Source organism: Pilimelia anulata (assembly GCF_014647895.1).
GTDB lineage: Bacteria > Actinomycetota > Actinomycetes > Mycobacteriales > Micromonosporaceae > Pilimelia > Pilimelia anulata.
The window spans coordinates 135,644-156,552 of record NZ_BMQB01000007.1; the positions used below are offsets into that span (position 1 = coordinate 135,644).

General features: G+C 75.7%; 17 protein-coding genes, 1 tRNA gene and 2 pseudogenes. 14 read left to right on the top strand and 6 right to left on the bottom strand.

Annotation, left to right across the window (positions count from 1 at the left end):
- Nucleotides 1–258: 258 nt before the first annotated feature.
- Nucleotides 259–789 carry a M48 metallopeptidase family protein gene (locus IEY94_RS16610; RefSeq protein WP_189171106.1) on the top strand — a complete coding sequence of 177 codons (531 nt, stop codon included), beginning with the start codon at nucleotides 259–261 and terminating at the stop codon, nucleotides 787–789.
- 61 nt (nucleotides 790–850) lie between these two features.
- A pseudogene (locus IEY94_RS16615) lies at nucleotides 851–1,453 on the top strand (hypothetical protein); the annotation flags it as partial.
- 226 nt (nucleotides 1,454–1,679) lie between these two features.
- On the opposite strand, the gene IEY94_RS16620 reads toward IEY94_RS16615, so the two are convergent.
- The gene (locus IEY94_RS16620; RefSeq protein WP_189171107.1) at nucleotides 1,680–2,927 is read right to left on the bottom strand and encodes a zinc-dependent metalloprotease; all 1,248 of its coding nucleotides are present in this window, start codon (nucleotides 2,925–2,927) and stop codon (nucleotides 1,680–1,682) included.
- Nucleotides 2,928–2,997: 70 nt separating this feature from the next.
- Between IEY94_RS16620 and IEY94_RS16625 the strand changes: the two genes are divergently transcribed.
- The 5 genes and pseudogenes from IEY94_RS16625 to IEY94_RS16645 all read left to right on the top strand — a co-directional run bounded on the left by IEY94_RS16625 (nucleotide 2,998) and on the right by IEY94_RS16645 (nucleotide 8,262).
- The gene (locus IEY94_RS16625) at nucleotides 2,998–4,017 is read left to right on the top strand and encodes a YlbL family protein (RefSeq protein WP_189171108.1); all 1,020 of its coding nucleotides are present in this window, start codon (nucleotides 2,998–3,000) and stop codon (nucleotides 4,015–4,017) included.
- Between the two features lie 55 nt (nucleotides 4,018–4,072).
- Nucleotides 4,073–6,994: pseudogene (locus IEY94_RS16630) on the top strand (UPF0182 family membrane protein); the annotation flags it as partial.
- Nucleotides 6,995–7,182: 188 nt separating this feature from the next.
- Nucleotides 7,183–7,256 (top strand) — tRNA-Met (locus IEY94_RS16635).
- A gap of 111 nt (nucleotides 7,257–7,367) precedes the next feature.
- A complete protein-coding gene (locus tag IEY94_RS16640) occupies nucleotides 7,368–7,841 on the top strand; it encodes a PaaI family thioesterase (RefSeq protein ID WP_229784099.1) in 474 nt (157 codons plus the stop codon).
- 190 nt (nucleotides 7,842–8,031) lie between these two features.
- Nucleotides 8,032–8,262: a hypothetical protein gene (locus IEY94_RS16645; protein WP_189171110.1), complete on the top strand. Its 231-nt coding sequence runs from the start codon at nucleotides 8,032–8,034 to the stop codon at nucleotides 8,260–8,262.
- 54 nt (nucleotides 8,263–8,316) lie between these two features.
- Here the strand turns inward: IEY94_RS16645 and IEY94_RS16650 are convergent, their stop codons facing one another.
- From IEY94_RS16650 to IEY94_RS16660, 3 genes are all read right to left on the bottom strand, one after another.
- Nucleotides 8,317–9,339, bottom strand: coding sequence for a hypothetical protein (locus IEY94_RS16650; protein WP_189171111.1), 1,023 nt, complete (start codon nucleotides 9,337–9,339; stop codon nucleotides 8,317–8,319).
- A 282-nt stretch (nucleotides 9,340–9,621) separates the two neighbouring features.
- A complete protein-coding gene (locus IEY94_RS16655; RefSeq protein ID WP_189171112.1) occupies nucleotides 9,622–9,999 on the bottom strand; it encodes a nuclear transport factor 2 family protein in 378 nt (125 codons plus the stop codon).
- A gap of 114 nt (nucleotides 10,000–10,113) precedes the next feature.
- Nucleotides 10,114–10,467, bottom strand: a complete 354-nt coding sequence (locus IEY94_RS16660; RefSeq protein ID WP_189171113.1) for a hypothetical protein — start codon at nucleotides 10,465–10,467, stop codon at nucleotides 10,114–10,116.
- Between the two features lie 122 nt (nucleotides 10,468–10,589).
- On the opposite strand from IEY94_RS16660, the gene IEY94_RS16665 reads away from it, so the two are divergent.
- The 3 genes from IEY94_RS16665 to IEY94_RS16675 all read left to right on the top strand — a co-directional run bounded on the left by IEY94_RS16665 (nucleotide 10,590) and on the right by IEY94_RS16675 (nucleotide 13,249).
- The gene (locus tag IEY94_RS16665; protein ID WP_229784101.1) at nucleotides 10,590–11,966 is read left to right on the top strand and encodes an NsdA family TPR-like regulatory protein; all 1,377 of its coding nucleotides are present in this window, start codon (nucleotides 10,590–10,592) and stop codon (nucleotides 11,964–11,966) included.
- A 218-nt stretch (nucleotides 11,967–12,184) separates the two neighbouring features.
- Nucleotides 12,185–12,616: a CHRD domain-containing protein gene (locus IEY94_RS16670; protein ID WP_189171114.1), complete on the top strand. Its 432-nt coding sequence runs from the start codon at nucleotides 12,185–12,187 to the stop codon at nucleotides 12,614–12,616.
- 150 nt (nucleotides 12,617–12,766) lie between these two features.
- Entirely contained in the window at nucleotides 12,767–13,249 is a 483-nt protein-coding gene (locus tag IEY94_RS16675) for a hypothetical protein (protein WP_189171115.1), read from the top strand.
- Between the two features lie 103 nt (nucleotides 13,250–13,352).
- Here the strand turns inward: IEY94_RS16675 and mctP are convergent, their stop codons facing one another.
- Nucleotides 13,353–14,957: a monocarboxylate uptake permease MctP gene (gene mctP, locus IEY94_RS16680; protein ID WP_189171116.1), complete on the bottom strand. Its 1,605-nt coding sequence runs from the start codon at nucleotides 14,955–14,957 to the stop codon at nucleotides 13,353–13,355.
- Complete coding sequence (locus tag IEY94_RS16685; protein ID WP_189171117.1) at nucleotides 14,954–15,244, bottom strand: DUF3311 domain-containing protein; 291 nt, start codon at nucleotides 15,242–15,244, stop codon at nucleotides 14,954–14,956. The genes mctP and IEY94_RS16685 overlap by 4 nt, the downstream gene beginning before the upstream one ends.
- A 185-nt stretch (nucleotides 15,245–15,429) precedes the next feature.
- On the opposite strand from IEY94_RS16685, the gene IEY94_RS16690 reads away from it, so the two are divergent.
- The 4 genes from IEY94_RS16690 to IEY94_RS16705 all read left to right on the top strand — a co-directional run bounded on the left by IEY94_RS16690 (nucleotide 15,430) and on the right by IEY94_RS16705 (nucleotide 20,865).
- A complete protein-coding gene (locus tag IEY94_RS16690) occupies nucleotides 15,430–17,712 on the top strand; it encodes a sensor histidine kinase (protein WP_189171118.1) in 2,283 nt (760 codons plus the stop codon).
- 23 nt (nucleotides 17,713–17,735) lie between these two features.
- Entirely contained in the window at nucleotides 17,736–18,173 is a 438-nt protein-coding gene (locus tag IEY94_RS16695; RefSeq protein ID WP_189171211.1) for a roadblock/LC7 domain-containing protein, read from the top strand.
- Nucleotides 18,174–18,289: 116 nt separating this feature from the next.
- A complete protein-coding gene (locus IEY94_RS16700) occupies nucleotides 18,290–19,405 on the top strand; it encodes a hypothetical protein (protein WP_189171119.1) in 1,116 nt (371 codons plus the stop codon).
- Nucleotides 19,402–20,865: a hypothetical protein gene (locus tag IEY94_RS16705; protein WP_189171120.1), complete on the top strand. Its 1,464-nt coding sequence runs from the start codon at nucleotides 19,402–19,404 to the stop codon at nucleotides 20,863–20,865. Before IEY94_RS16700 ends, IEY94_RS16705 begins: the two co-directional genes overlap by 4 nt.
- Nucleotides 20,866–20,909 lie beyond the last annotated feature (44 nt).

Genomic DNA, 20,909 nt, shown 5'->3' on the forward strand with positions numbered 1-20,909 from the left:
TTTCATGTCGTCGCCGGGTGGGAGCCCCGGCCAATTGAGTGTGCATGTCCCGATCGTCCGTGTATGCGAACTTAGTCGGGACACGCCGTACGGTTGACGAAACGGTGAGCGCTGAGCACCCGGTCGGAGAAAAATTCGGACCTGCGGCGCATAAGGTCGATTTCCCGGCGGGGTACGGAGTGTCGAGTCTTGCGGCCCCCTGCCCCTTACCGGCTAGCGTGCCAGCGTGAACGTCGTTCGGAGTCGCGCGGAGCACTGATGGGCGGGGCGCGCAAGCCGGTGGTCGAAGTACGGCGCAGTCAGCGCCGGCGGCGAACGGTGTCCGCTTATCGGGACGGAGAGCGCGTAGTCGTCCTCATCCCGGACAAGTTCTCCCGGGCCGAGGAGTCCGAGTGGGTGGAGAAGATGCTCGCCCGGCTCGCCGCCAGGGAGCAGCGCGCCCGCCGTACCGACTCCGACCTGGCCGCCCGCGCCCGCCGGCTGATCTCGCAGTACCTGGACGAGCACGGCGAGAGCGCCATGCCGGTCAGCATCCGGTGGGTGCACAACCAGAGCGGCCGCTGGGGCTCCTGCACCCCGGCCGACCGGACGATCCGCATCTCGCACCGCATCCAGGAGATGCCGGACTGGGTCGTCGACTACGTCCTCCTGCACGAGCTGACCCACCTGGTCGTGCCCAGCCACAACGAGGTCTTCTGGTCGCTGGTCGGCCGGTACCCGAAGGCCGAGCGCGCCCGCGGCTTCCTGGAGGGCGTCGCCGCCGCGACCGCCCTCACCCTCGACGACTGACGGGCGGGCCGGCCGCGCCGGGTGATCGCGCGGGCGGGTCGGCGCCGGTACGGTGTCCGATGTGGTGGATCGGGTCGTCGTCGTGGTGCTCGGCCCCCCCGCCGCCTGGGCGCCGCCCGGCGTCGCCCCCGCCGACTGGCGGGCCGCGCTGGCCGAGGACACGATCGACCTGGCCGGAACGCTGGCCGGGGTCCGGGTGGCGATCGCCGTCCGGGACGCCGAGCGGGACCTCGCCGCCGCCCTGCGCTGGCCGGGCATGGCGGTCCTCGCCCTCCCCGCGCTGACCGCGCCGGCGGTGCTGGCCGCGGCCGCCGCCGGCGGGGCGACGTCGGCCGTGCTGCTCGCCGCCGACCTGCCGGACCTGCCGCCGCTGCTGGTCGGCAAGCTCCTCCGCCCGCTGACCTCCCGCCCGGTGGCCGCCGCCCCCGACGCCTCCGGCCGGGCCGCGCTCGCGGGGCTCGCCAGCCGGCTGCCGGCGCCGGGCTGGCTGCCCGCCGCCGGCCTGGACGACCTCTCGGCCGCGGCGGTGCGGGCCGCGGCGCCGCGGCCGGCCGACGTCGCCGTGACCGCCGGCTGGCGCCGCCTGCGCGACCCCGCGGACCTGGCCACCCTCACCCCGGCGCTGGCGGGCGCCGACACCACCCGCACCCTCCTCGCCGACGCCGACGCCGACGCCGACGCCGACGCCGACGCCGATACCGACGGCGCCGGGACCGCGGAGCCCGACACCGCCACGGGGGCTGGCCGAGACCGCGGCCCCGACACCGTGGACTAGCCGAGACCGCGGATTCGGACCCCGGCCGCGCTCGCTGCGCCGCCACCCGTGCCGCAACGACGCTCGGCCCGGCGAATCGCCGGGCCGAGCGCAAACGAAGCGCGAACGAGCGCGGTCAGCCCGCCGGGGGCGGCTCCTCGGTCGGGCCGGGATCGCGGGTCAGCGCGTCGAAGTCGATCTCCTCGCTCGTCGCCGTCGCGAACTCCGTCGGATCGGCGAAGTCCGCCGCCGTCGGCAGCAGGTCCGGGTGCCCCCAGATCGCGTCCCGGCCGGCCACGCCGCGCTCGCGGGTCAGCGCCGTCCACACCTCGGCGGCCTCGCGCAGCCGCCGCGGCCGCAGCTCCAGCCCGACCAGCGCCGCGAACGTCTGCTCGGCCGGGCCGCCGGCCGCCCGGCGCCGCCGGAACGCCTCGGCGAGCCGGTCCACCTGCGTGATCCGGCCGTCCACCGCCGCGTCGACGACGTGGCCGACCCAGCCCTCGACCAGCGCCAGCGTGGTCTCCAGCCGGGCCAGCGTGGCCTGCTGGGCGGGGGAGTCGGCGGGGGCGAACACGCCGTTGAGGTCCAGCTCCTGCATGCTCGCCGGGTCCATCGGGTTCACCCGGCCGAGGGCCTCCTCGATCCGGTCCTGGTCCACCCGGATCCCGGCGGCGTACGTCTCGACCGTCGCCAGCACGTGCCCGCGCAGCCACGGCACGTGCCCGAACAGCCGCTGGTGCGCGGCCTCCCGGAGCGCCACGTACAGCCGGACCTCGTCGGGCGGCAGTTCGAGGCCGTCGCCGTACGTCTTGATGTTGGCCGGGACGAGCGCGGCCGCGCCGGGCGGGCCGAGCGGCAGCCCGATGTCGCCGGCCGAGAGGACCTCGGCGGCGAGCGAGGCGAGCGCCTGGCCGAGCTGGCCGCCGAACATCGCGCCGCCCAGGCTGGCCATCATCGCCTGCATCGGGGCGAACTGGGCCTTCGCCTCGGGCGGCACCAGGTCGCCCATCGCGGCGACCATCCGGCCGGCGACCGGGTCGCACAGCTTCTTCCAGACGTCGAGGGTGCGGTAGATCCACTCGTTGCGGTTCCACGCCTCGGTGGTCTGCACCCCGGACGGGAGCGCGCAGACCGGCTCCAGCCACAGGTCGGCGAGCCGGATCGCCTCGTCGACGGCGTGCCGGTCGTACGGCGACGGCGCCGGATCACCCTCCTGCGCGAGCGCGTTCGCGGCGAGCTGGCGGGCCAGGTCCCAGTTGACCGGGCCGCCGCCGGGTGTCGCCAGCAACTGCTGGAGCTGGCTCATCATGGCCTGGAGCTGCGCGGGATCGGCCGGGTCGGGACCCTGGCCGGGGAGGCTGAAGCCGAAAGGAATGTCGGGCACCACTCCACGGTACGCCGCCCCGGCACCACCGACACCGGCGTCCGCGCCGGCAGCGGATAGGCTCGCCGGCATGAGACGTCGGGGTGTGACGGTGCTGGTCGGGGCGGTCCTCGTCGGGCTGCTGCTCGCCGGGCTGCTGTCGGCCCCCGTCCCGTACGTGATCCTCGGTGCCGGGCCGACCGTCGACACGGTCGGCACCGAGAAGGGCAAGCAGGTGATCAACGTCACCGGCCGGGCCACCTCCGACTCGGCCGGTCAGCTCCGGCTCACCACGGTCGGCGTGCAGGGGCGGACGGACCTGGTGGCGGCCATCGCCGCCTGGTTCGACCGGAGCGAGGCGGTCGTCCCGCGGGAGCTGATCTACCCGCCGGGCCGCAACGAGAAGGAGGTGGACAAGCAGAACCAGGAGGAGTTCGCCCGCTCCCAGACCAGCGCCGAGACGGCCGCGCTGCGCCACCTCGGCTTCCCCGTCCGGATCCGGGTCAGCCGGATCGTGCCCGGCGGCGCCGCCGAGGGCGTCCTGCGCGCCGACGACGTCGTCACCGGGGTCGACGGCAAGAAGATCGACAGCGGGGCCGCGCTGACGGCGGCGATCCAGGCCGCGCCCGCCGGGACCCGCTTCCGGGTGGCGTACGAGCGCGCCGGCAAGCCCGCCGCCGCGGCGCTGGTCAGCCGCGGCGCCGGCGACGACCCGCCGCGGATCGGCGTGGAGATCGAGCAGGAGCAGCCGCACCCGTTCCAGCTCAAGATCGACGTACCGGAGGAGATCGGCGGCCCCAGCGCCGGCCTGATGTTCGCCCTGGGCATCATCGACAAGCTCACCCCGGAGGACCTGACCGGCGGGAAGGTCATCGCCGGCACCGGCACCATCGACGACGCCGGTAAGGTCGGACCGATCGGCGGCATCCCGCAGAAGCTGGTCGGCGCCCGGGCGGCCGGCGCCACGTACTTCCTCGCCCCGGCCGACAACTGCGCCGAGGCCGCGGCCAACCCCGTGGCCGGCCTCACCCTCGCCCGCGTGTCCACGCTGGATGAGGCCCTGGCGGCGCTGGCCGACATCCGCGCGGGGCGGCCGCCGAAGCCCTGCTGAGCGCCGCGGCCCGCGGGTCGCGGCCGGTCCCGGGATCGCGTCGTACGCTGTGGGCGTGGTCATCAGGAACGCACCGCTGCCCCGGGTCAACCGCCGGGGCCGAGCGGCCATCACCGTCATTGCCGGGGCCTTCATCCTATTCAGCGTGCTGAGCTGGGCGGTCCAGGCGTACACCGACTGGCTGTGGTTCGACGAGGTGCGCTTCACCGGCGTCTTCTCCACCGTCCTGCTCACCCGGCTGGTGCTCTTCCTCGCCTTCGGCGTCGGGATGGGCCTGGTCGTGGGCGGCAACCTGTACCTCGCGTACCGGCTGCGCCCGCTGCTGCGCCCGCACTCCGACGAGCAGGCGACGCTGGAGCGGTACCGGATGCTGCTCACCCCCCGGATCGCCACCTGGCTGCTCCTCCCGGCGGCCGTGGTCGGGGTCTTCGCCGGCCTGTCGGCGCAGGCCCAGTGGGGGCAGTGGCTGCTGTTCCGCAACGGCGGCGACTTCGGCGTCGCGGACCCCGAGTTCGGGGTGGACGTCGGCTTCTACGTGTTCGAGTACCCGTTCTGGCGGTACCTGCTCGGCGCGGTCTTCACCGCCCTGGTGCTGTCGCTGGTCGGCGCGCTGGCCGTGCACTACCTGTTCGGCGGGGTCCGGCTGCAGGGCGTCGGCGACCGGATGACCAACGGGGCGCGGGCCCACCTGACCACGCTGGTCGCCCTGTTCGTGGCCGCCAAGGCGGTGGCGTACCTGCTGGACCGGCGCGGGCTGCTGCTCAGCCACAACGAGGCGACGAACCTGTACGGCGCCGGCTACACCGACGTCAACGCGCTGCTGCCGGCCAAGGAGATCCTCGCGTACATCTCCGTGCTGGTCGCCATCGCCATCCTCGTCTTCTCCCACGCGATCATGCGCAACCTGCTCTGGCCGGGCATCGCGCTGGCCCTGCTCGGGGTGTCCGCGGTGGCGATCGGCGGGCTGTACCCGGCCGGCGTGCAGTACTTCTCGGTCCGCCCCAGCGTGCCGAGCAAGGAGGCCGAGTACATCGACCGCAGCATCAAGGCCACCCGGACGGCGTTCGGGCTGGAGGGGGTGCAGTCGACGCCGTACGACGGGCCCAACACCTCGCCGCGGGAGGCCGCGTTCAAGACCGACAAGGCGGTCGTCCCGAACATCCGGCTGCTCGACCCCGACCTGGTCTCGGAGACGTTCACGGCGCTGCAGCAGGTGCGCAACGTCTACGACTTCGGCGAGAAGCTGGACATCGACCGGTACGTCGTCGACGGCAAGCTCCAGGACTACGTGGTCGGCGTCCGCGAGGTGGCCGACGACCACCTGAGCGGCCAGCAGCGGGTCTGGCAGAACCGGCACACCGTCTACACCCACGGGTACGGCCTGGTCGCCGCGCCGGCCAACCGGGTCTGCAACGGCCAGCCCGCGTTCGTCTCCGGCTTCCTCACCGACGACGCGCGCGGCGGCGGCGACAGCCAGTGCAACGCCGACAAGGAGCAGATCCCGGTCACCGAGCACCGGGTGTACTACGGCGAGCAGCTCCCGCCGTACGCGATCGTCGGCAAGCAGCCCGGCGGCCGGGACGTCGAGTTCGACCGGCCGACCAGTGCCGAGCAGGCGAAGAGCGGCGAGGACCAGGTCAACTTCACCTACGCCGGCGCCGGCGGCATCGAGGTGGGCTCGCTGACCCGGCGGCTGCTGTACGCGCTGCGCTTCACCGAGGGCAACTTCCTGCTGTCCAACGCGGTGAACGACGAGTCCAAGCTGCTCTACGTCCGGGACCCGCGGGACCGGGTGCAGAAGGTGGCCCCGTTCCTCACCCTCGACGGCGACCCGTACCCCGCGGTCGTCGGCGGCCGGATCCAGTGGATCATCGACGGCTACACCAGCGCGAACACCTACCCGTACGCCCAGCAGGTCGACCTGGCCGCCGCCACCTCGGACGCCTCCACCGGCCGCGGCACGGTCGCCCAGCAGCGGCAGGACGTCAACTACCTGCGCAACTCGGTGAAGGCCACCGTCGACGCGTACGACGGCACCGTCACCCTGTACGCCTTCGACGAGACCGACCCGATCCTGCGCGCGTGGAACGCCGCCTTCGGCGGCGACCTGGTCAAGCCGCGGGCCGAGATCCCCGCGGAGCTGATGGCGCACCTGCGGTACCCGGCGGACCTGTTCAAGGTCCAGCGCAACCTGTTCAGCCGGTTCCACGTCACCGAGAGCGGCGCCTTCTACCGCGAGTCGGACCTGTGGCAGGTGCCCAACGCGCCGGCCCTGCCGGACGCCGGGGTGAAGCAGCCGCCGTACTACCTGCTCACCCAGCTCCCCGGCCAGGCCGCCCCGCGGTTCCAGCTCACGGCCGCGCTGAGCCCGAAGGACCGGCAGAACCTCGCCGCGGTCCTGTCCGGCTCGTACGACGACAAGGGCACCCCGACCCTCCAGGTCGCCGAGCTGCCGTCCAGCTCGGTCGTGGCGGGTCCGATCCAGGTACACCAGGAGATGGTCAACGACGGCCAGATCCGACCGATCCTCAACGGTCTGACCGCGGACGGCAAGGCCGTGGTCGAGTACGGCAACCTGCTCTCCCTGCCGTTCGACAACGGCATGCTGTACGTCGAACCGGTGTACGTGAAGAGCACGGCGAACGTGCGCGCGTACCCGACCCTGCAGTTCGTCATGGTCAGCTACGGCGACGCCCGGGCGATCGCGTCGACGCTGTCCGAGGGCCTCGAGAAACTCCTGGCCGCCGGGCGGAACCGACCGCCGGGCGGCGGCACGCCGACCCCCGGCCCCACCCCCACGCCGACCCCGACACCGGGTCCGACCGGTACGGCCACCCCGCCGAGCGTGGCGGCCGCCGCGGCGGAGCTGGACCGGGCGATCGCCGAGGTCCGGGCGGCGCAGCAGGCCGGGGACTTCGCCCGGTACGGGCGGGCGCTGCAGCGGCTGGAGACGGCGATGCGGAACTACCAGGCGGCGCGGGCGGCGTCCGGCGGGCGCTGATCGCGGTCGGCCGAGCGGGCCGCCATCGCCGTTGACGCGGCGGTGGCGGCCCGCTGCTTTCCGGGTTATCAGGGGGTTGAGCTGGGGTTATCGATGGGTGGCTATGGGGGGTGGGGAGCCGTTTTGGCGGGCGGTGGGTGGGTGCGCTACTGTTAACAAGCCGACGCGGGGTGGAGCAGCTCGGTAGCTCGCTGGGCTCATAACCCAGAGGTCGCAGGTTCAAATCCTGTCCCCGCTACAACGGAAGTGGCCCCCCAGAGAATTCTCTGGGGGGCCACTTCGTGCTCGGCGCAGGCAGTGATCCGACCACCGCGACGGTGGTCGGCCCGGAGACGTTCGAGGGGGAGCCATGGGGGACGCGGGCAGCCCGCCGCCGCCCGACGCCGCGGTGCGGGACCGCATCGGGGCCAGCTTCGCGCGGCAGGGCCTGATGCGTCACCTCGGTGCCCGGCTGACCCACGTCGGGCCGGGCTGCGTGCGCATCGCCCTCGCCAACCGGCCCGAGGTGACCCAGCAGCACGGCTACATCCACGCGGGCGCCACCAGCGCCATCGCCGACACCGCCGGCGGTTACGCGGCTCTCACCCTGTTCCCCGCGCACACCGAGGTGCTCACCGTGGAGTACAAGATCAATCTCTTGGCCCCCGCCGCGTACGCGCACATCGAGGCGGTCGGGACCGTGCTGAGGTCCGGCCGGACGCTGACCATCTGCCGCTTGGAGGTGTTCGGCGACCCGGGCGACGAGCGGGTGCTCGTCGCGGCCGGCCAGCAGACCCTGTTCCGCGTCCCGGCCGACCCCGCCGCGCACCCGCCGTCCCGGTAGGGCCCGATCGGGCCGTCCGGCACCGGCCGCTCCCTGCCGTTCGGGGTCCGTCCGGCGGGCCCGTCCGGTGCGGCGGCACGGCGGCGGCGACCGTCGCCGGGCCCGCGGGGTCGGCCGGTCCGGCCGCGACCCGCAGGCGCGGCGAGCGGCCTGCGGGTCGCGGCGGTGCGGGTCTGGCACGATCGGCGGTATGCCGAACGGGAAACCAGGGGACAGCCCGGTCACCGACGTTGTCGTCCACCACCTCGCGGTCTTCGGTTGGCCATGCGACGACCTGATCCGGGAGATCGCGGAGCTGGGTGGCGGCGCCGAGTTGGCGGGACTGCACCTGCATGGCCTCGATCCGCGGTCCGGCGGGAAGCCCGACCTCGCCGTACTGGCGGAGCGACTCCGCATGGTCAGGGACCATCTCCCGCGTTGACGACCCGGCCCCGCACCGTCGAATTCCGGGGCCGGGTCCGTATGGCGGCCGAGGTCAGTAGGCGGGGCGGGCGTAGGTGACGGTGTACGGGTTGGCGGTGTTCACCACGAAGGGCAGCTTGCCGCCGTCGTCCTTGACGTAGGAGTTGATCGTCCAGGTGCCGCAGCCGGCGGCGGGCAGGTTGACGACGAGCGCCTGGGTGATCCGCGTGTGGTGCACCGAGCGGCTGACCGACGTGGTCGTCGGGTTGGTCGCCTGGACAGCACACGACCCCGTCGTGACCGACGGGGTGGCGACCAGCCGGGCGTAGATCCGGGCCGTGTCGGTCCCCGACGAGTCCGGGTTGCCGGTGGGGCAGTGGTTGTCCTTCTGGTAGCAGCTCGTCGTGTAGATGTCGGAGACGGCGACGAACGACGTCGCGTTGGCCGCCGTCCGGTAGCCGCTCAGGACGTTGACCTGCGCGTCCTTGCCGTTGTCGAAGTACAGGTTGGCCGGGGTGTCGGAGACGACCTGGCGGCTGTGCGCCGGGTCGATCGGCCCGCTGATGTCACCCAGGAAGCCGGAGACGAGGGCGGCGGTCTCCTCCCCATCCGACAGATCGCGGCCGACGTAGACGCGCTCGTGACACTCGTAGTCGCCCGCCTCGGGAGCCCGGAAGAGAATCCGGCCCATCAGTGTCTTGTCCGGCCCTCCGCGCAGCAGGTTCGGCCCGCCCGGCCACACGTCGGCCGTGGGCAGGGTGGATCCGCCGATCTTGTTGCAGGTGATCTTCATGCTCACCGATACGCGGCCGGGCTCGCCGTTCACCCTGGAATTCCCCACGACGGCCTCGGCGCGGAGATTGCGGGTGTCGCCGGCGGCCAGGCCGCGGAACTTCAGGGTGGCGCGGATCGCGCCCTCGCTGCCGGGCGGGTTCTCGGGCATCGTGGTCGGGGTGGCGCGGGAGATCGCGACGTAGTCCGGCACGGCATCGGCCAGCGCGGGTGCCGGTACGGCGATCGGGGATAGGGCGGTGAGCAGCGCGCCGATTGCGGCGGCGCGCCGGTGCCACGGTCGACGGCTGGGTAGTGCGTTCATCGATCTTCCTCCCGTGGTGAGCGAACAGCGGCGGTGCGCCACCCGGCCGGGGTACCGCATGACCGGCGATCGGGCGGGGCAACCTGCGCCCACCCTGCGGGTCGATGCGGGCGGAAGCCCATGGGTCTGTCCGGTACTCGACAGCCATTCGGCAAACCGGGCCGATCGGTCCGCCGTGCGGCGGGTGGTGGCCGGCGGTGACCGGCGACCGGTCGGAGGCGACGGGAACGCGTACCGCCGGACGCGCTACCCGCCCGGTCGTCGCGGCGGGCGTCCGCCGGGTCAGTCGGCGGGGCTGACGTGGGCGGCGAGGAGGCGCCAGTCGGGGCCGCTGCGGATCCACGTGCGGGTGTAGCGGACGTGCGCCGTGAACGCCTCGCCCCGGAGCCGCCCCGCCAGCCGCCCGCGGAACCACGTCACCCCGGTGTCGCCGGCCACCAGCGCGTCCAGCCCCTCCTCGGTGACCTCGGTCAACGCCTGTTCGCCCGAGCGTTGCAGCGCCAGGTCGTCCTGCTTGGTGTACATCCGCCCGTCCGGCCCGGTGAACCGGAGCCGGTCGTCGATGAGCCGGTCCAGGGCGTCGGCGTCGGCGGCGAGCTGCGCGGCCTGGAGGCGGCGGTCCGCGGCTCGGAGCGCGGCGAGGTCGGAGGCGTCGGTCACGCCCGCCAGCCTGGCCGCCCGCGGTACCGGCGGCAAGCCGTTCCGCCGCTGGCGTACTCCCGGCTCGACGCCCCGGATCCGCCCCGCGCCGGCTGGATCGGCGGCGGGGCGGGCTCATTCGTCGCACAGGGCCGCGCCGCTGATCAGGGCCCAGCCGCGCAGGGCGGCGTCGCGGGGGAGCAGGGCGGCGACGCCGTCGAGGACGAGGCGGCTGTGCAGGTCCACCGTGACGCCCGGTACGCCGTGCGGCAGCCGCGCGTGCCGGATGTGCGGGTGCACCTGCCCCGACCACCACCGGACCTCGGGCGGGCGGGTCGCCGCCGCGGCGAGGCGGCGCAGCTCGTGGGCCATCGACTCGGCGATGTACCGCCACGACGTGTGGGTGGCCGGGCGCTGGTCGACCAGCGCGGCGAGGGCCAGCAGGTGCTCGGGGGTCAGCGTTCCCGGCGGGCGTGGGTGCGGCGACATCGTTACAGCACAGTGGACGCGGGCGCGGCTGTCCCCATGTGCGGGACCATGCGGGGAACGGGTGGTGCTGTGGGCATGGTGCGCCGCTCGGGCGGGCGGTAGCGTCGCGGTGGGAGGTGCCGATGTCCGGGGGTACGACGTCCACACCGAACGGTGCGCTCGGCGCGCTGATCGCCGAGGCCGGCTGCTCCTGGGCCGGGCTCGCCCGGCGGATCAACGCGGCCGGCGCCGACGAGGGGCTGGCGCTGCGGTACGACTACACCGCCGTCCACCGCTGGGTCCGCAAGGGCGAGCGGCCGCGGCCGCCGGTGCCGGCGCTGATCGCCCGGGTGCTGTCCGAGCGGCTGGGGCGGCGGGTCACGCCGCCGGACCTCGGCCTGCGCGACGGCGAGTCGGTGGCCGCGCGCGGGCTGCGGTACGCCGGGACGGCCGGCGGGGCGATCAACACGATCATCGACCTCGGGCGGGCCGACCCGGACGGGCGCGGGGCGATCGAGGCGCCGTTCATCGTCGCGGCTCTCGGCGGGCCCAGCCGGGACTGGCTGCTGGCCCAGCTCGCCGAGTTGGCCACCGAGCGCGGGCCGCGCCGGATCGGGCTGCGCGAGGTGGCCGGGGTGCGGGACATGTTCGCGCTGTTCCAGGAGCTGGACGTCATGCGCGGCGGCGGGCACGCGCGGACCGCGCTGGTGCAGTACCTGAACGGGTACGTGCTGCCGCTCGTCGCGCGCGAGCACGAGCCCGGCGTGCGCGCGGCCGTGCAGGAGGCGGCGGCCGAGCAGGCGTACCTGGTGGGCTGGATGGCCTACGACGACGGGGCGCACGGGCTCGCCCAGCGGTACCTCATCCAGGCCCTGCGGCTCGCGCAGGAGGCCGGGGCGGCGGCGCTGGGCGCGCACATCCTCGCCGGCATGTCCGACCAGTCGAACCTGCTCGGGCACCCGCGGGAGGCGCTCGCGCTGGCCCGGGTCGGGCGGCAGGGGATCGGCGACGCCGGATCGCCCGCGTGCCTGGCCGACCTGTACGTGCTGGAGGCGCGGGCGCTCGCGGCGCTCGGCGACGGCGCGGGCGCGGCGGGTGCCGTGGCGGCGGCGGAGCGGGCGTTCGGCCTGGTGGACCGTGCCGCGGAGCCGGAGTGGGCGCGGTACCTGGACGCGGCGTACCTGTTCGGCGAGGCCGCGCACTGCTTCCGCGACCTGGGGCGGGCGGCCGAGACGGCGCGGTTCGCGGGCGAGTCGATCGCCGCCGCGGCGGCGCAGGGGCGGGCCCGGCGGGGGGCGCTGAGCCACGCGGCGCTGGCGGCGGGCCACCTGGCGGACGGCGAGGTGGAGGCCGCGGCGGCCGCCGCCGGCCGGGTGCTGGAGCTGGCCGCCGCGGTCGACTCCTCCCGCTGCCGGGCGGCGGTCCGGGACCTCGACCGCCGCCTCGCCCCGCACGCCACCCTCCCGGCGGTGACCCGCTTCCGCGCCCGCGCCGTGGAACTGTTCGGCCTCGCGGCCTGACCCCCCGCGCCACCCCCCCCGTGCCGCGCGCTCGGGAGGATGGGGTGGCGCACCCATGAGGGGTGGATTCGGTACGTGCGGACTTGTCGATCTTCACTGGACCGGTTAGGACTTCGCGCCCTGCCCCTCGCGGCGGCGGCGGCCGGGTCGGCGGGGTTCTACGCTGCCGGGCGGTGGTGCGCAGGGTGCGCGCCCGACGGCGGAAGGTGAACCCCGCAATGCGTACGCTCCTCACCGCGGCGACCATCGCCACCGGTACCGTCCTCGCCGCGGTCGTGGCGCCGCCCCCCGCGCTGGCCGGCACCGTGCACGACGTGCACCTCACCGCCGAGGAGGTCGTACCGCGGCCGGGGCCGGCGGGGGCGCACGGGTCGGCGAGCCTGGACTTCGTCCTGCACGATGGGCGGCTCTGCTACACCCTCGGGTACGCCGGGATGGCCGAGCCGACGGCGGCGATGGTGCACCAGGGGCCGTACGGGGTGGCCGGGCCGGTGGTCGTGGACCTGGACATCGCCGGGAACGGGGTCGCGGCCTGCATCGACGCGGACAACGACGTGCTGTTCCGGGTGGCCGCCGCGCCGGACATCCACTACCTGCAGCTCCACACGCCGGACTCGCCCGGCGGCGCCATCCGCGGCCAGCTCGGCTGAGCCCGCCCCGGCCGCCCGCGACGCCGACCGCTGGGGGCCGCCCGCGACGCCGACCGCTCGGGCCGGCCGCCGGGCCGACCCGGCGGCGTCGGCTGAGCGGCGTGCGGCGCGCGGGGAGTGGAGCGGGGTGATCGCGGGTAGCGGACGGTCATGCCGAACGACGCGCCCGCCCCGCCGCCCGACGCCGAGCACCCGGTGGACACCGGGCATCGCCGCCCGCCCGGGCTCGACGACACCACCGTCGACGCGCTCGGCCGGCTGAGCAAGGCGCTGGAGACGATCGAGCGGGCGCGCGGGCACCTGTACAGCCTGCACCAGCTCACCGGTACCGCCGACTTCGAGCTGGACGCCGCCGTCGAGCTGCTGCGCCGGGCCGGGCACGACGGGTACGCCGACCGGATCGAGCGGGAGCTGGTCGGGCGCAACGTGCTGGCGGGGCGGTGGACGTACCAGATCGTCGAGGAGTATGACGACGGCTACTACGCGACGTTCCGGCGGATCGAGCGCGCGGCCCGGGAGGAGCTGGCGGGCGGGGTCCGGCACCTGTACGAGGCGGAGTTGAAGCAGCGCCGCCGCACCCCCGGCCAGCCGGGCCACGAGACCGAGCCGGCCGGCGACACCGCCCGCCCCTGAGCGCCCGCCCGGCCAACCGCCGGCGCGCGATCGCGGCGGCCGCCCGCCCGGCCGGGAGCGCGGAGGCGGCCGCCGTCCGGCCGTGGGCGGTTGGCGGCCCGGATCAGTGGGTCGCCGCGCCCGTCGTCGCCGCGGCCACCCGCTGCTGGGGCAGGTCCGCCGGCGCCTCCGCGTCATAGTCGTCCGGCGCCGTCCGGTCCGTGCCGGCCGGTACGCCCGCCCGGCGCAGCACCAGCGTGCCCAGCGCCGCCACCGCGAGGTTGAGCAGGACCGCCACGAACCCGGCGTAGACCGTCAGCTTCGTGTCCGGGCCCAGGTGGGACAGGGCGAACGCCGAGCCGCCGAAGTGCTGCCGGGTGCCGGCGGCGTTCGGCGTGGCGTACAGCATCGCCAGGCCGGCGGCCAGGCCGACCGCCCAGCCGGCCAGCAGCGCGCCCCGGTGGAACCAGCGGGTGAACAGGCCCAGCGCCACCGCCGGCAGCGTCTGGAGCATGATCACGCCGCCGATGAGTTGCAGGTCGATGGAGAACTGGGGTTCCAGCAGCAGGATGCACAGCACCGCGCCGACCTTGACCAGCAGCGACGCGACCTTGCTGACCGTGGCCTCCTGCGCCGGGGTGGCCCCGGGGCGCAGGTACTCCTTGTAGATGTTGCGGGTGAACAGGTTCGCCGCCGCGATCGACATGATCGCGGCCGGGACCAGGGCGCCGATGCCGATCGCGGTGAACGCGACGCCGGTGAACCAGTCCGGGAACATGCGGTCGAAGAGCTGCGGCACGACGGTGTTGGTGTCCGTCCCGATCGGCGTGACGCCGGCCGCGATGGCCATGAAGCCGAGCAGCGCGATCAGGCCCAGGAGCAGGGAGTACGCCGGCAGCGCCGCCATGTTCCGCTTGACCGCGTCGCGGCTGCGACTGGCGAGCACGCCGGTGACGGAGTGCGGGTACAGGAACAGCGCCAGCGCCGACCCGAACGCGAGCGTGACGTACTGCAGGTGCTGGCCCGGCTGGAGCAGGAGCCCGTCGCCGGCCGCGGGCGTGGCGGCGAACTTGCGCGCCGCCGCGTCGAAGATCGTCGACCAGCCGCCGAGCCGGTACGGGATGTACAGGACGGCCGCCAGGATCACCACGTAGATCAGGGTGTCCTTGACGAACGCGATCAGCGCGGGCGCCCGCAGCCCGGACCGGTACGTGTACGCCGCCAGCACCGCGAACGCCAGCACGATCGGCCAGTGCCCGGTCACGCCCATCGTCTTGAGCACGGCCTCGATGCCGACGAGCTGCAGCGCGATGTACGGCATCGTGGCCACCAGGCCGGTCACCGCGACGGCCAGCGCCAGCGTCGGCGAGTCGAACCGCGCCCGGACGAAGTCCGCCGGGGTGACGAACCCGTGCCGGTGCGCCACCGACCACAGCCGGATCAGCACGAGGAAGACCAGCGGGTACGTGACCACGGTGTACGGCACGGCGAAGAAGCCCATCGCGCCCGCGCCGAAGACCAGCGCCGGAACGGCCACGAACGTGTAGGCCGTATAGAGGTCGCCGCCGATCAGGAACCACGTCACCCACGGGCCGAAGCTGCGCCCGCCCAGCCCCCATTCGTGCAGGTGGGCCATGTCGGCCGGGCGGCGCCAGTGCGCGGCGGCGAAGCCCAGGCCCGCGACCAGCAGGAAGCCGGCCGTGAAGATGGCGAGCTGGGTGACGTTCATCGACGGCCCCTGGTCAGCAGGTAGGCGGCGGCGGTGGCGACGACGCCGAGGCCGATCCAGGCGAGCTGGACCCAGTAGAAGGCCGGCAGGCCGAACAGGCGCGGCTCGGCGGTGTTGTACACCGCCGTGATCAGCGGTATGACGACCGGTATCGCGAGCAGCCAGTACCAGGGATTGCGATCACCCTGCGTACGCCGCGCCGCCCCGCGGGCGCCGTCGTCCACAGTGCCGCCGGAGGTGCCCCCGTCGCCGCCGCCCACCGGGCGCGGCGCCCTCTTGCCCGCCATGTCGGGCGACACTAGCAGTACCGGGAGCCCGACGGAATGTATCGACGCGGACCCCGTCGTGCGAATCACGCCATCTTTGCGTTGACCAGCGCGCGACAGCGGCGGGGTGGTCCGGTAACTTCATCCTCGCCGCACCGCCCCGTGCTCGGGCGGGGCGGTCCACATTCCTGGGTGCGGACGGCGGGGTGGGTGTTGAGGACGAGAGCGGTCCCGTGCTGCTGAGCCGACTCCGCATCCGCGGGAAGCTCGGCCTCCTCAGCGCCGTACCGCTACTCGCCGTGATCGCCCTGGCCGTGCCGGTCGTGAACCAGCGGGTCGACACCGCCGGCCGGGCGGCGCTCGCCGCCGCCCGGGCCAGCCTGGCCGCCGACGTCGGCCAGCTCATCCAGGCCCTCCAGCAGGAGCGCCTGGTCCTGCTCGGGGTCGGCGTCGGCGCCGCGCCGCGCGCCCAGCTCCAGGCGCAGGTCGAGCTGGTCGAGCGCCGCGCGGCCGCCCTGCGCACCCGGGACCTGCCGGACGGCGTCGCGCTCGCCCCGGCCCTGGACGCCGTCGGCGGGTACGCCCCGCGGCACGCCGCCCCGGCCGCCGCCGACCCGCGCGCCGTCGTACCGGGGTACGGCGGCCTGATCGGCGGGCTCATCGACGCCCTCGGCCTGCGCGCCGGCACCGACGGCGGCACCGGCCGCCAGCTCTACGCCCTGGACGCCGCCCTGCGCACCGACGAGGCGCTCGCCGTCGCCGGCGTGTACGCGTTCCTGCTCGGCGTCCCCCGGTACGACCACCTGCTCGCCCGGTACCACGGCGCGCAGGCGGTGTTCGCCGCCGACGTCGACCGGTTCCGGCACTTCGCCACCCCCGCCCAGCAGACCCTGTACACCCGGGTGGCCCGGGTCGGCGAGGTCGTCACCACCGAGCCGGGCGTCGACCCGCGGCCCGCGCTGCGCGCGCAGGCGCTGCCGGACCTGCTGCGCGCGCTGTACTACCGGGGCAGCGCCGACCGGGTGGTCAGCGAGCAGATCGTCGGCGACGTCACCGCGCTGGCCGACCGGGACTACCGGGCGCAGGTGCTCGGCGCGATCCTGGTCGGCGTCGGGGTACTGCTGCTCACGGTGTTCGTCGTCGGGTTCTGCCTGGTCGTCGGGCGCCGGGTGGTCCGGCCGCTGACCCGGCTGACCGCGTCCGCCGAGCGGATCGCCGCGATCACCGAGGACGAGCTGCTGCGGGTCGTCGACGACGAGGTCGAGGCCGCCCGCCCGGTCCGGCTGGACCCGGTCGCCACCGACGCGCCGGACGAGATCGGCGAGCTGGCCCGCGCCATCGAGGGCGTGCAGCGGACGGCGGTCAGCCTGGTGCACCGGCAGGTCGCGGTCCGGCGCAACATCGCCCAGATGTTCCACCACGTCGGCCGGCGCACGCAGGCGCTCGTCGCCCGGCAGACGATCGGCATCGAGACGCTGACCGGCGCGGAGACCGACCCGGTCCGGCGCGCCGACCTGACCCGGCTGCTCCAGCTCACCGGCCGGCTGCGGCGCAACGCCGGCAGCCTGGTGGTGATCTCCGGGGCGGTCGGCACCGAGCCGCCGACCGAGCCGCGCGCGCTGCGCGACATCGTCCGGCTGGCGCTGGCCGAGATCGAGGACGGCGACCGGGTCGACATCGAGGTCCCGGCCGCGCTGGCGGTCGTCCCGGCGCTCGCCGGGGACGCGGTGCTGCTGCTGGCCGAGCTGGTCGAGAACGCCTGCGTGTACTCCCCGCCGACCAGCCGGGTGACCGTCGCCGCCGAGGAGACCAGGGCCGGCGCCCGGGTCCGCATCACCGACGCCGGCATCGGGCTCAGCGAGGGCCAGCTCACCACCGAGAACAGCCGGCTGCGCCAGCGCGAGCGGCTCGACCTGGCGCCGACCGGCGCGCTCGGGCTGTTCGTCGTCGGCCGGCTCGCCCGCCGGCACCGGCTGCGGGTCGGGCTCACCGCGGACCCCGGCGGCGGTACGACGGCGATCATCGAGCTGCCCGCCCGGCTGCTCGCCGACGACGTGCCGCCGCGGGTGGCGGTACCCGGTCCGGCGCCGCCCCGGCGGCCCGGCGCCGCGCTCGACCGCGCCCGGGCGGCCGTCACCGAGGGCCCGTCGTGGAGCGGCTTCATCCCCCTGCAACGCCCGGCGGCCGAGCCGTGGGCACCCCGGTACGAGAACAGCGAGGAGGCGCCGGTGTTCCCAGCCACCGCCGCACCGAGACCGATCCCCCTCCCCGCCGCCCCGGCGCAGCGCGCCGGCGACGACGGGCTGATCCGCCGGATCCCCGGCGCGACGCTGCCGGCCCGGGCCCGGGCGGTCGGCGTGCAGCCGGCGCCGGCCGGGGCGCCGACCCACGACCCGGCCGCCGTCCGGGCGCTGGTCGAGGAGTTCGAGTCGGGGGTGGCGCGGGCCATGGACGAGTACGGCCCGGCGAGCGGGGAGGTGCGGCGGTGACGAACGCGCAGCCGATCAGCGGCATGACGTACGAGGTGAGCGACCGGCTCAGCCCCGAGGCGGAGAACTTCAACTGGCTGCTGGACTCGTTCACCGCGCACTGCGCCGGGGTCCGCGAGGCCATCGCCGTCTCCGCCGACGGGCTGCTCATGGCGGTGTCGGCGGTCAGCGACCGCGGGCACGCCGAGCGGCTCGCGGCGGTGGTGGCGGGGATGACCGGGCTGGCGTACGGGGTGGCCGGCACGTACCGGCTCGGCGCGCTCAACCGCGTGATCATCGACATGGCGGACGGGTACCTGCTGATGACGGCGATCAGCGCCGGCAGCGTGCTCGGCGCGATCGCCGACCGCAGCGCGAACCTGGGCACGGTGGCGTACGAGATGACCCGGTTCGCGGCCAGCGCCGGGCCGTCGCTGTCGCCGGCGCTGATCGCGGAGCTGAAGCACACGGTCCACCGCTGACCCACCGTTCGCTGCCCGCCGGTCCGGCGGGCGGAACCGCCGGCAGTCGCTGGCCCGGCGGGCGGCGTCGGCCCGGCGGCGGGCGGGTGTCGGGGTGGGGCGGCATACTGGCCGCCGTGACCGACACCGTCGCCGCCCGGCTCGACCGCGTCCGGGGCCGCGCCGCCCCGCTGCGGCACAACGCCCGGACCATCGCCGCGCTCACCGGCAACCCCGGCTGCGCCCGGCGGGCGGTCGTGGACGCCGCCGGCGTCGACAAGACCGCGCTGGCCGCGCACGTCGGGCACCCGTCCCGGTACGGGCAGTCGCCGTTCGCGATCGCTCGCGGGCACGCGTTCGAGGCGCGGCTCAAGGCCGACGGGTACGCCGCCCTGCGCGGGGTCATCGCCGCCAAGCTGCCCGGCGCCGCGGTCGACGGCCCGGTCGAGGACCTCGGCGGCGAGTCCGGCGCCGACCACGCCGCCCGGTACGCCCGCACCCGCGCCGCGCTCGCCGACGGCACCGCCGGCCTGGTCGACCACCCGCTGCTGCGGCTGACCGTCGCCGGCCAGGTGGTCCACCTGGAGCCCGACCTGGTGGCCTGCCGGGTCGCCGGCCGGCTGCACGTCGTCGAGATCAAGTCCTTCCCGATCCTGGACGGCCGCGCCGATCCGCCGAAGGTGGCCGCCGCGGCGACCCAGGCCGCCGTGTACGTGCTGGCGCTGCGCGAACTGCTCACCGCGGCCGGCGCCGACCCGGCCGCGGTCGCCACCGACGCCCTGCTGGTCTGCCCGCGCGACTTCGGCCAGCAGCCCGCGGGCGCCGTCCTCGACCTGCGCCGCCAGGTCGCCGTGCTGCGCCGCCAGCTCCGCCGGCTCACCCGGCTGGACGCCCTGCTCGCCGACCTCCCCGCCGGGTACACCCTGGACCTCGGCGACCCGGCCGCGCCGCGCCCGGCCGGCGAGGTCGCCGCGGCCCTCGGCGCGCTGCCCGCCCGGTACGCGCCGGACTGCCTGGCCGCGTGCGAGCTGGCGTACCACTGCCGGGCCGAGGCCAGCGGCAGCACTGCCGCGCTCGGGCCCGCGGTCCGGGAGGAGCTGGGCGGGGTGGCCGACGTCCGGGCGGCGCTCGCGCTGGCCGACGGCGCGCCCGCCGCGCCGGGGCAGGAGGAGGCGGCCGCGCTGCTGCGCGCCGCGGCCCGCCTCCGCGCCGACGCCCTCGCCGCGCCGGCCGCGGCGGGGCGGCCGGCGTGAGCGCGCTCACCGCCCTGGCCCGGGCCAGGGCCGCCGCCGCGGGCGTCGCCCAGCCGACCACCACCGTCCGGCACCGGCACGTCGCGGCGCGCCCGCTGGTCTGCGTCCCGCTCGTCCTGGCCGGCGAGGCGCACGCGCCGCTGGCCGCGCTCGTCGGCACCGACCGGCGGGCGCCCCGGCTGCTGGTCGTCCCGCAGCCGCGCAACCGGGAGCTGCGCTTCGCGTTCGCCGCCGCGCTGGCCGCGGAGATCCTGCCGTACCTCGACGGCCACCGCGGCCCGACCGAGGAGGTGCCCGGCCGGGAGGTCCGCCAGCGCTACCTCGACGCCCCGCAGCTCTGGCTGCCGAACCCCGGCGGCGTCGCGTTCGTCGCCCTGCTCGGCCGGTCGCTGCGGTTCCGCCGGACCGACGGCGAGCACCCGGTCCCGCCGGAGCTGCCGCTGCTCGGCCGGTGGCTGACGTTCCTCGCCGACCGGGCCGAGCTGCCCGGCGCCGACCTGCTCGTCCCGGCGACCGCCGCGCTCGCCGAGCACTGGGCCACCGGGCAGAGCGCCGTCGAGGACGCCCACCTCGCCGCCCTGCTCGCCTGGATCGACCCGCCCGAGGGCCGGACCGGCCCGGGCGCCGCCGCCGCGGCCGAGGACCCGGCCGCCTGCCCGCCCGCCGGCCCGGCCACCGACCCGACCTTCGACCGGGACGTGCTGGCGCCGCTGATGACCGCGTACGACCGCGGCGACCCGGCCGCCGGGGACCGGCTCGCCGCCGCGCTGCGGGGGCAGCTCGCCCCGGTGTGGGCGGACGTGTGGCGGGCGTACGACCTGCTCGCGGCCCTGCCGGCCGGGGCGTCGGTGGCCGCGCGCTGGGCCGCCGACCGGGACGCGTTCACCGGGTACGCGGCGCACGTCGACGCCGGCGGCCCGCCGCAGCGCCGGTGGGACACGGCGGTCGGCGCGGCGGCGCGGCTGCACCGGCTGGAGCGGGCGGCGTCGGCGTACGCGCTGCAGCGGGCGTACGACGACCCGCTGGTCCTGGCCGAGTACCGGCTGTCCGGCGAGGCGTTCGCCGGCGAGGTGGTGCTGGCCGACCCGACCCGGATCGACGACACCGGCCGCCGCCCGGTCCTGCGCCCGCGGCTGCTGCTGCGCTCGGCGGACCCGGTGCACCTGCCGCCCGGTACGGCGCTGTGCTCGCCGCAGCGGCCGAAGCAGCGGGCCACGCTGATCTCGGTGACCGGCCGGGACGTGGTGCTGGAACTGCGCAGCGGGATGGGGCGGGGGCGCACGCCGGAGCCCGGCTCGGTGCCGGGGGTGGGGGAGCGGCTGGCGTACACGACGCTGACGGACGCGTTCGCGCCGCCGCCGGCCTTCCCGCCGCCCGAGGAGACACCGTGGACCCACGGCGGCCCGCCGGCCGAGGAGGAGCCGGCCGCGTCCGGCACCGCCCCGGCTGCCGCCGGTTGACCGGCCGCGCCGGCCCGCCCGCCGCCGCGGCGCCGCCGATCCCC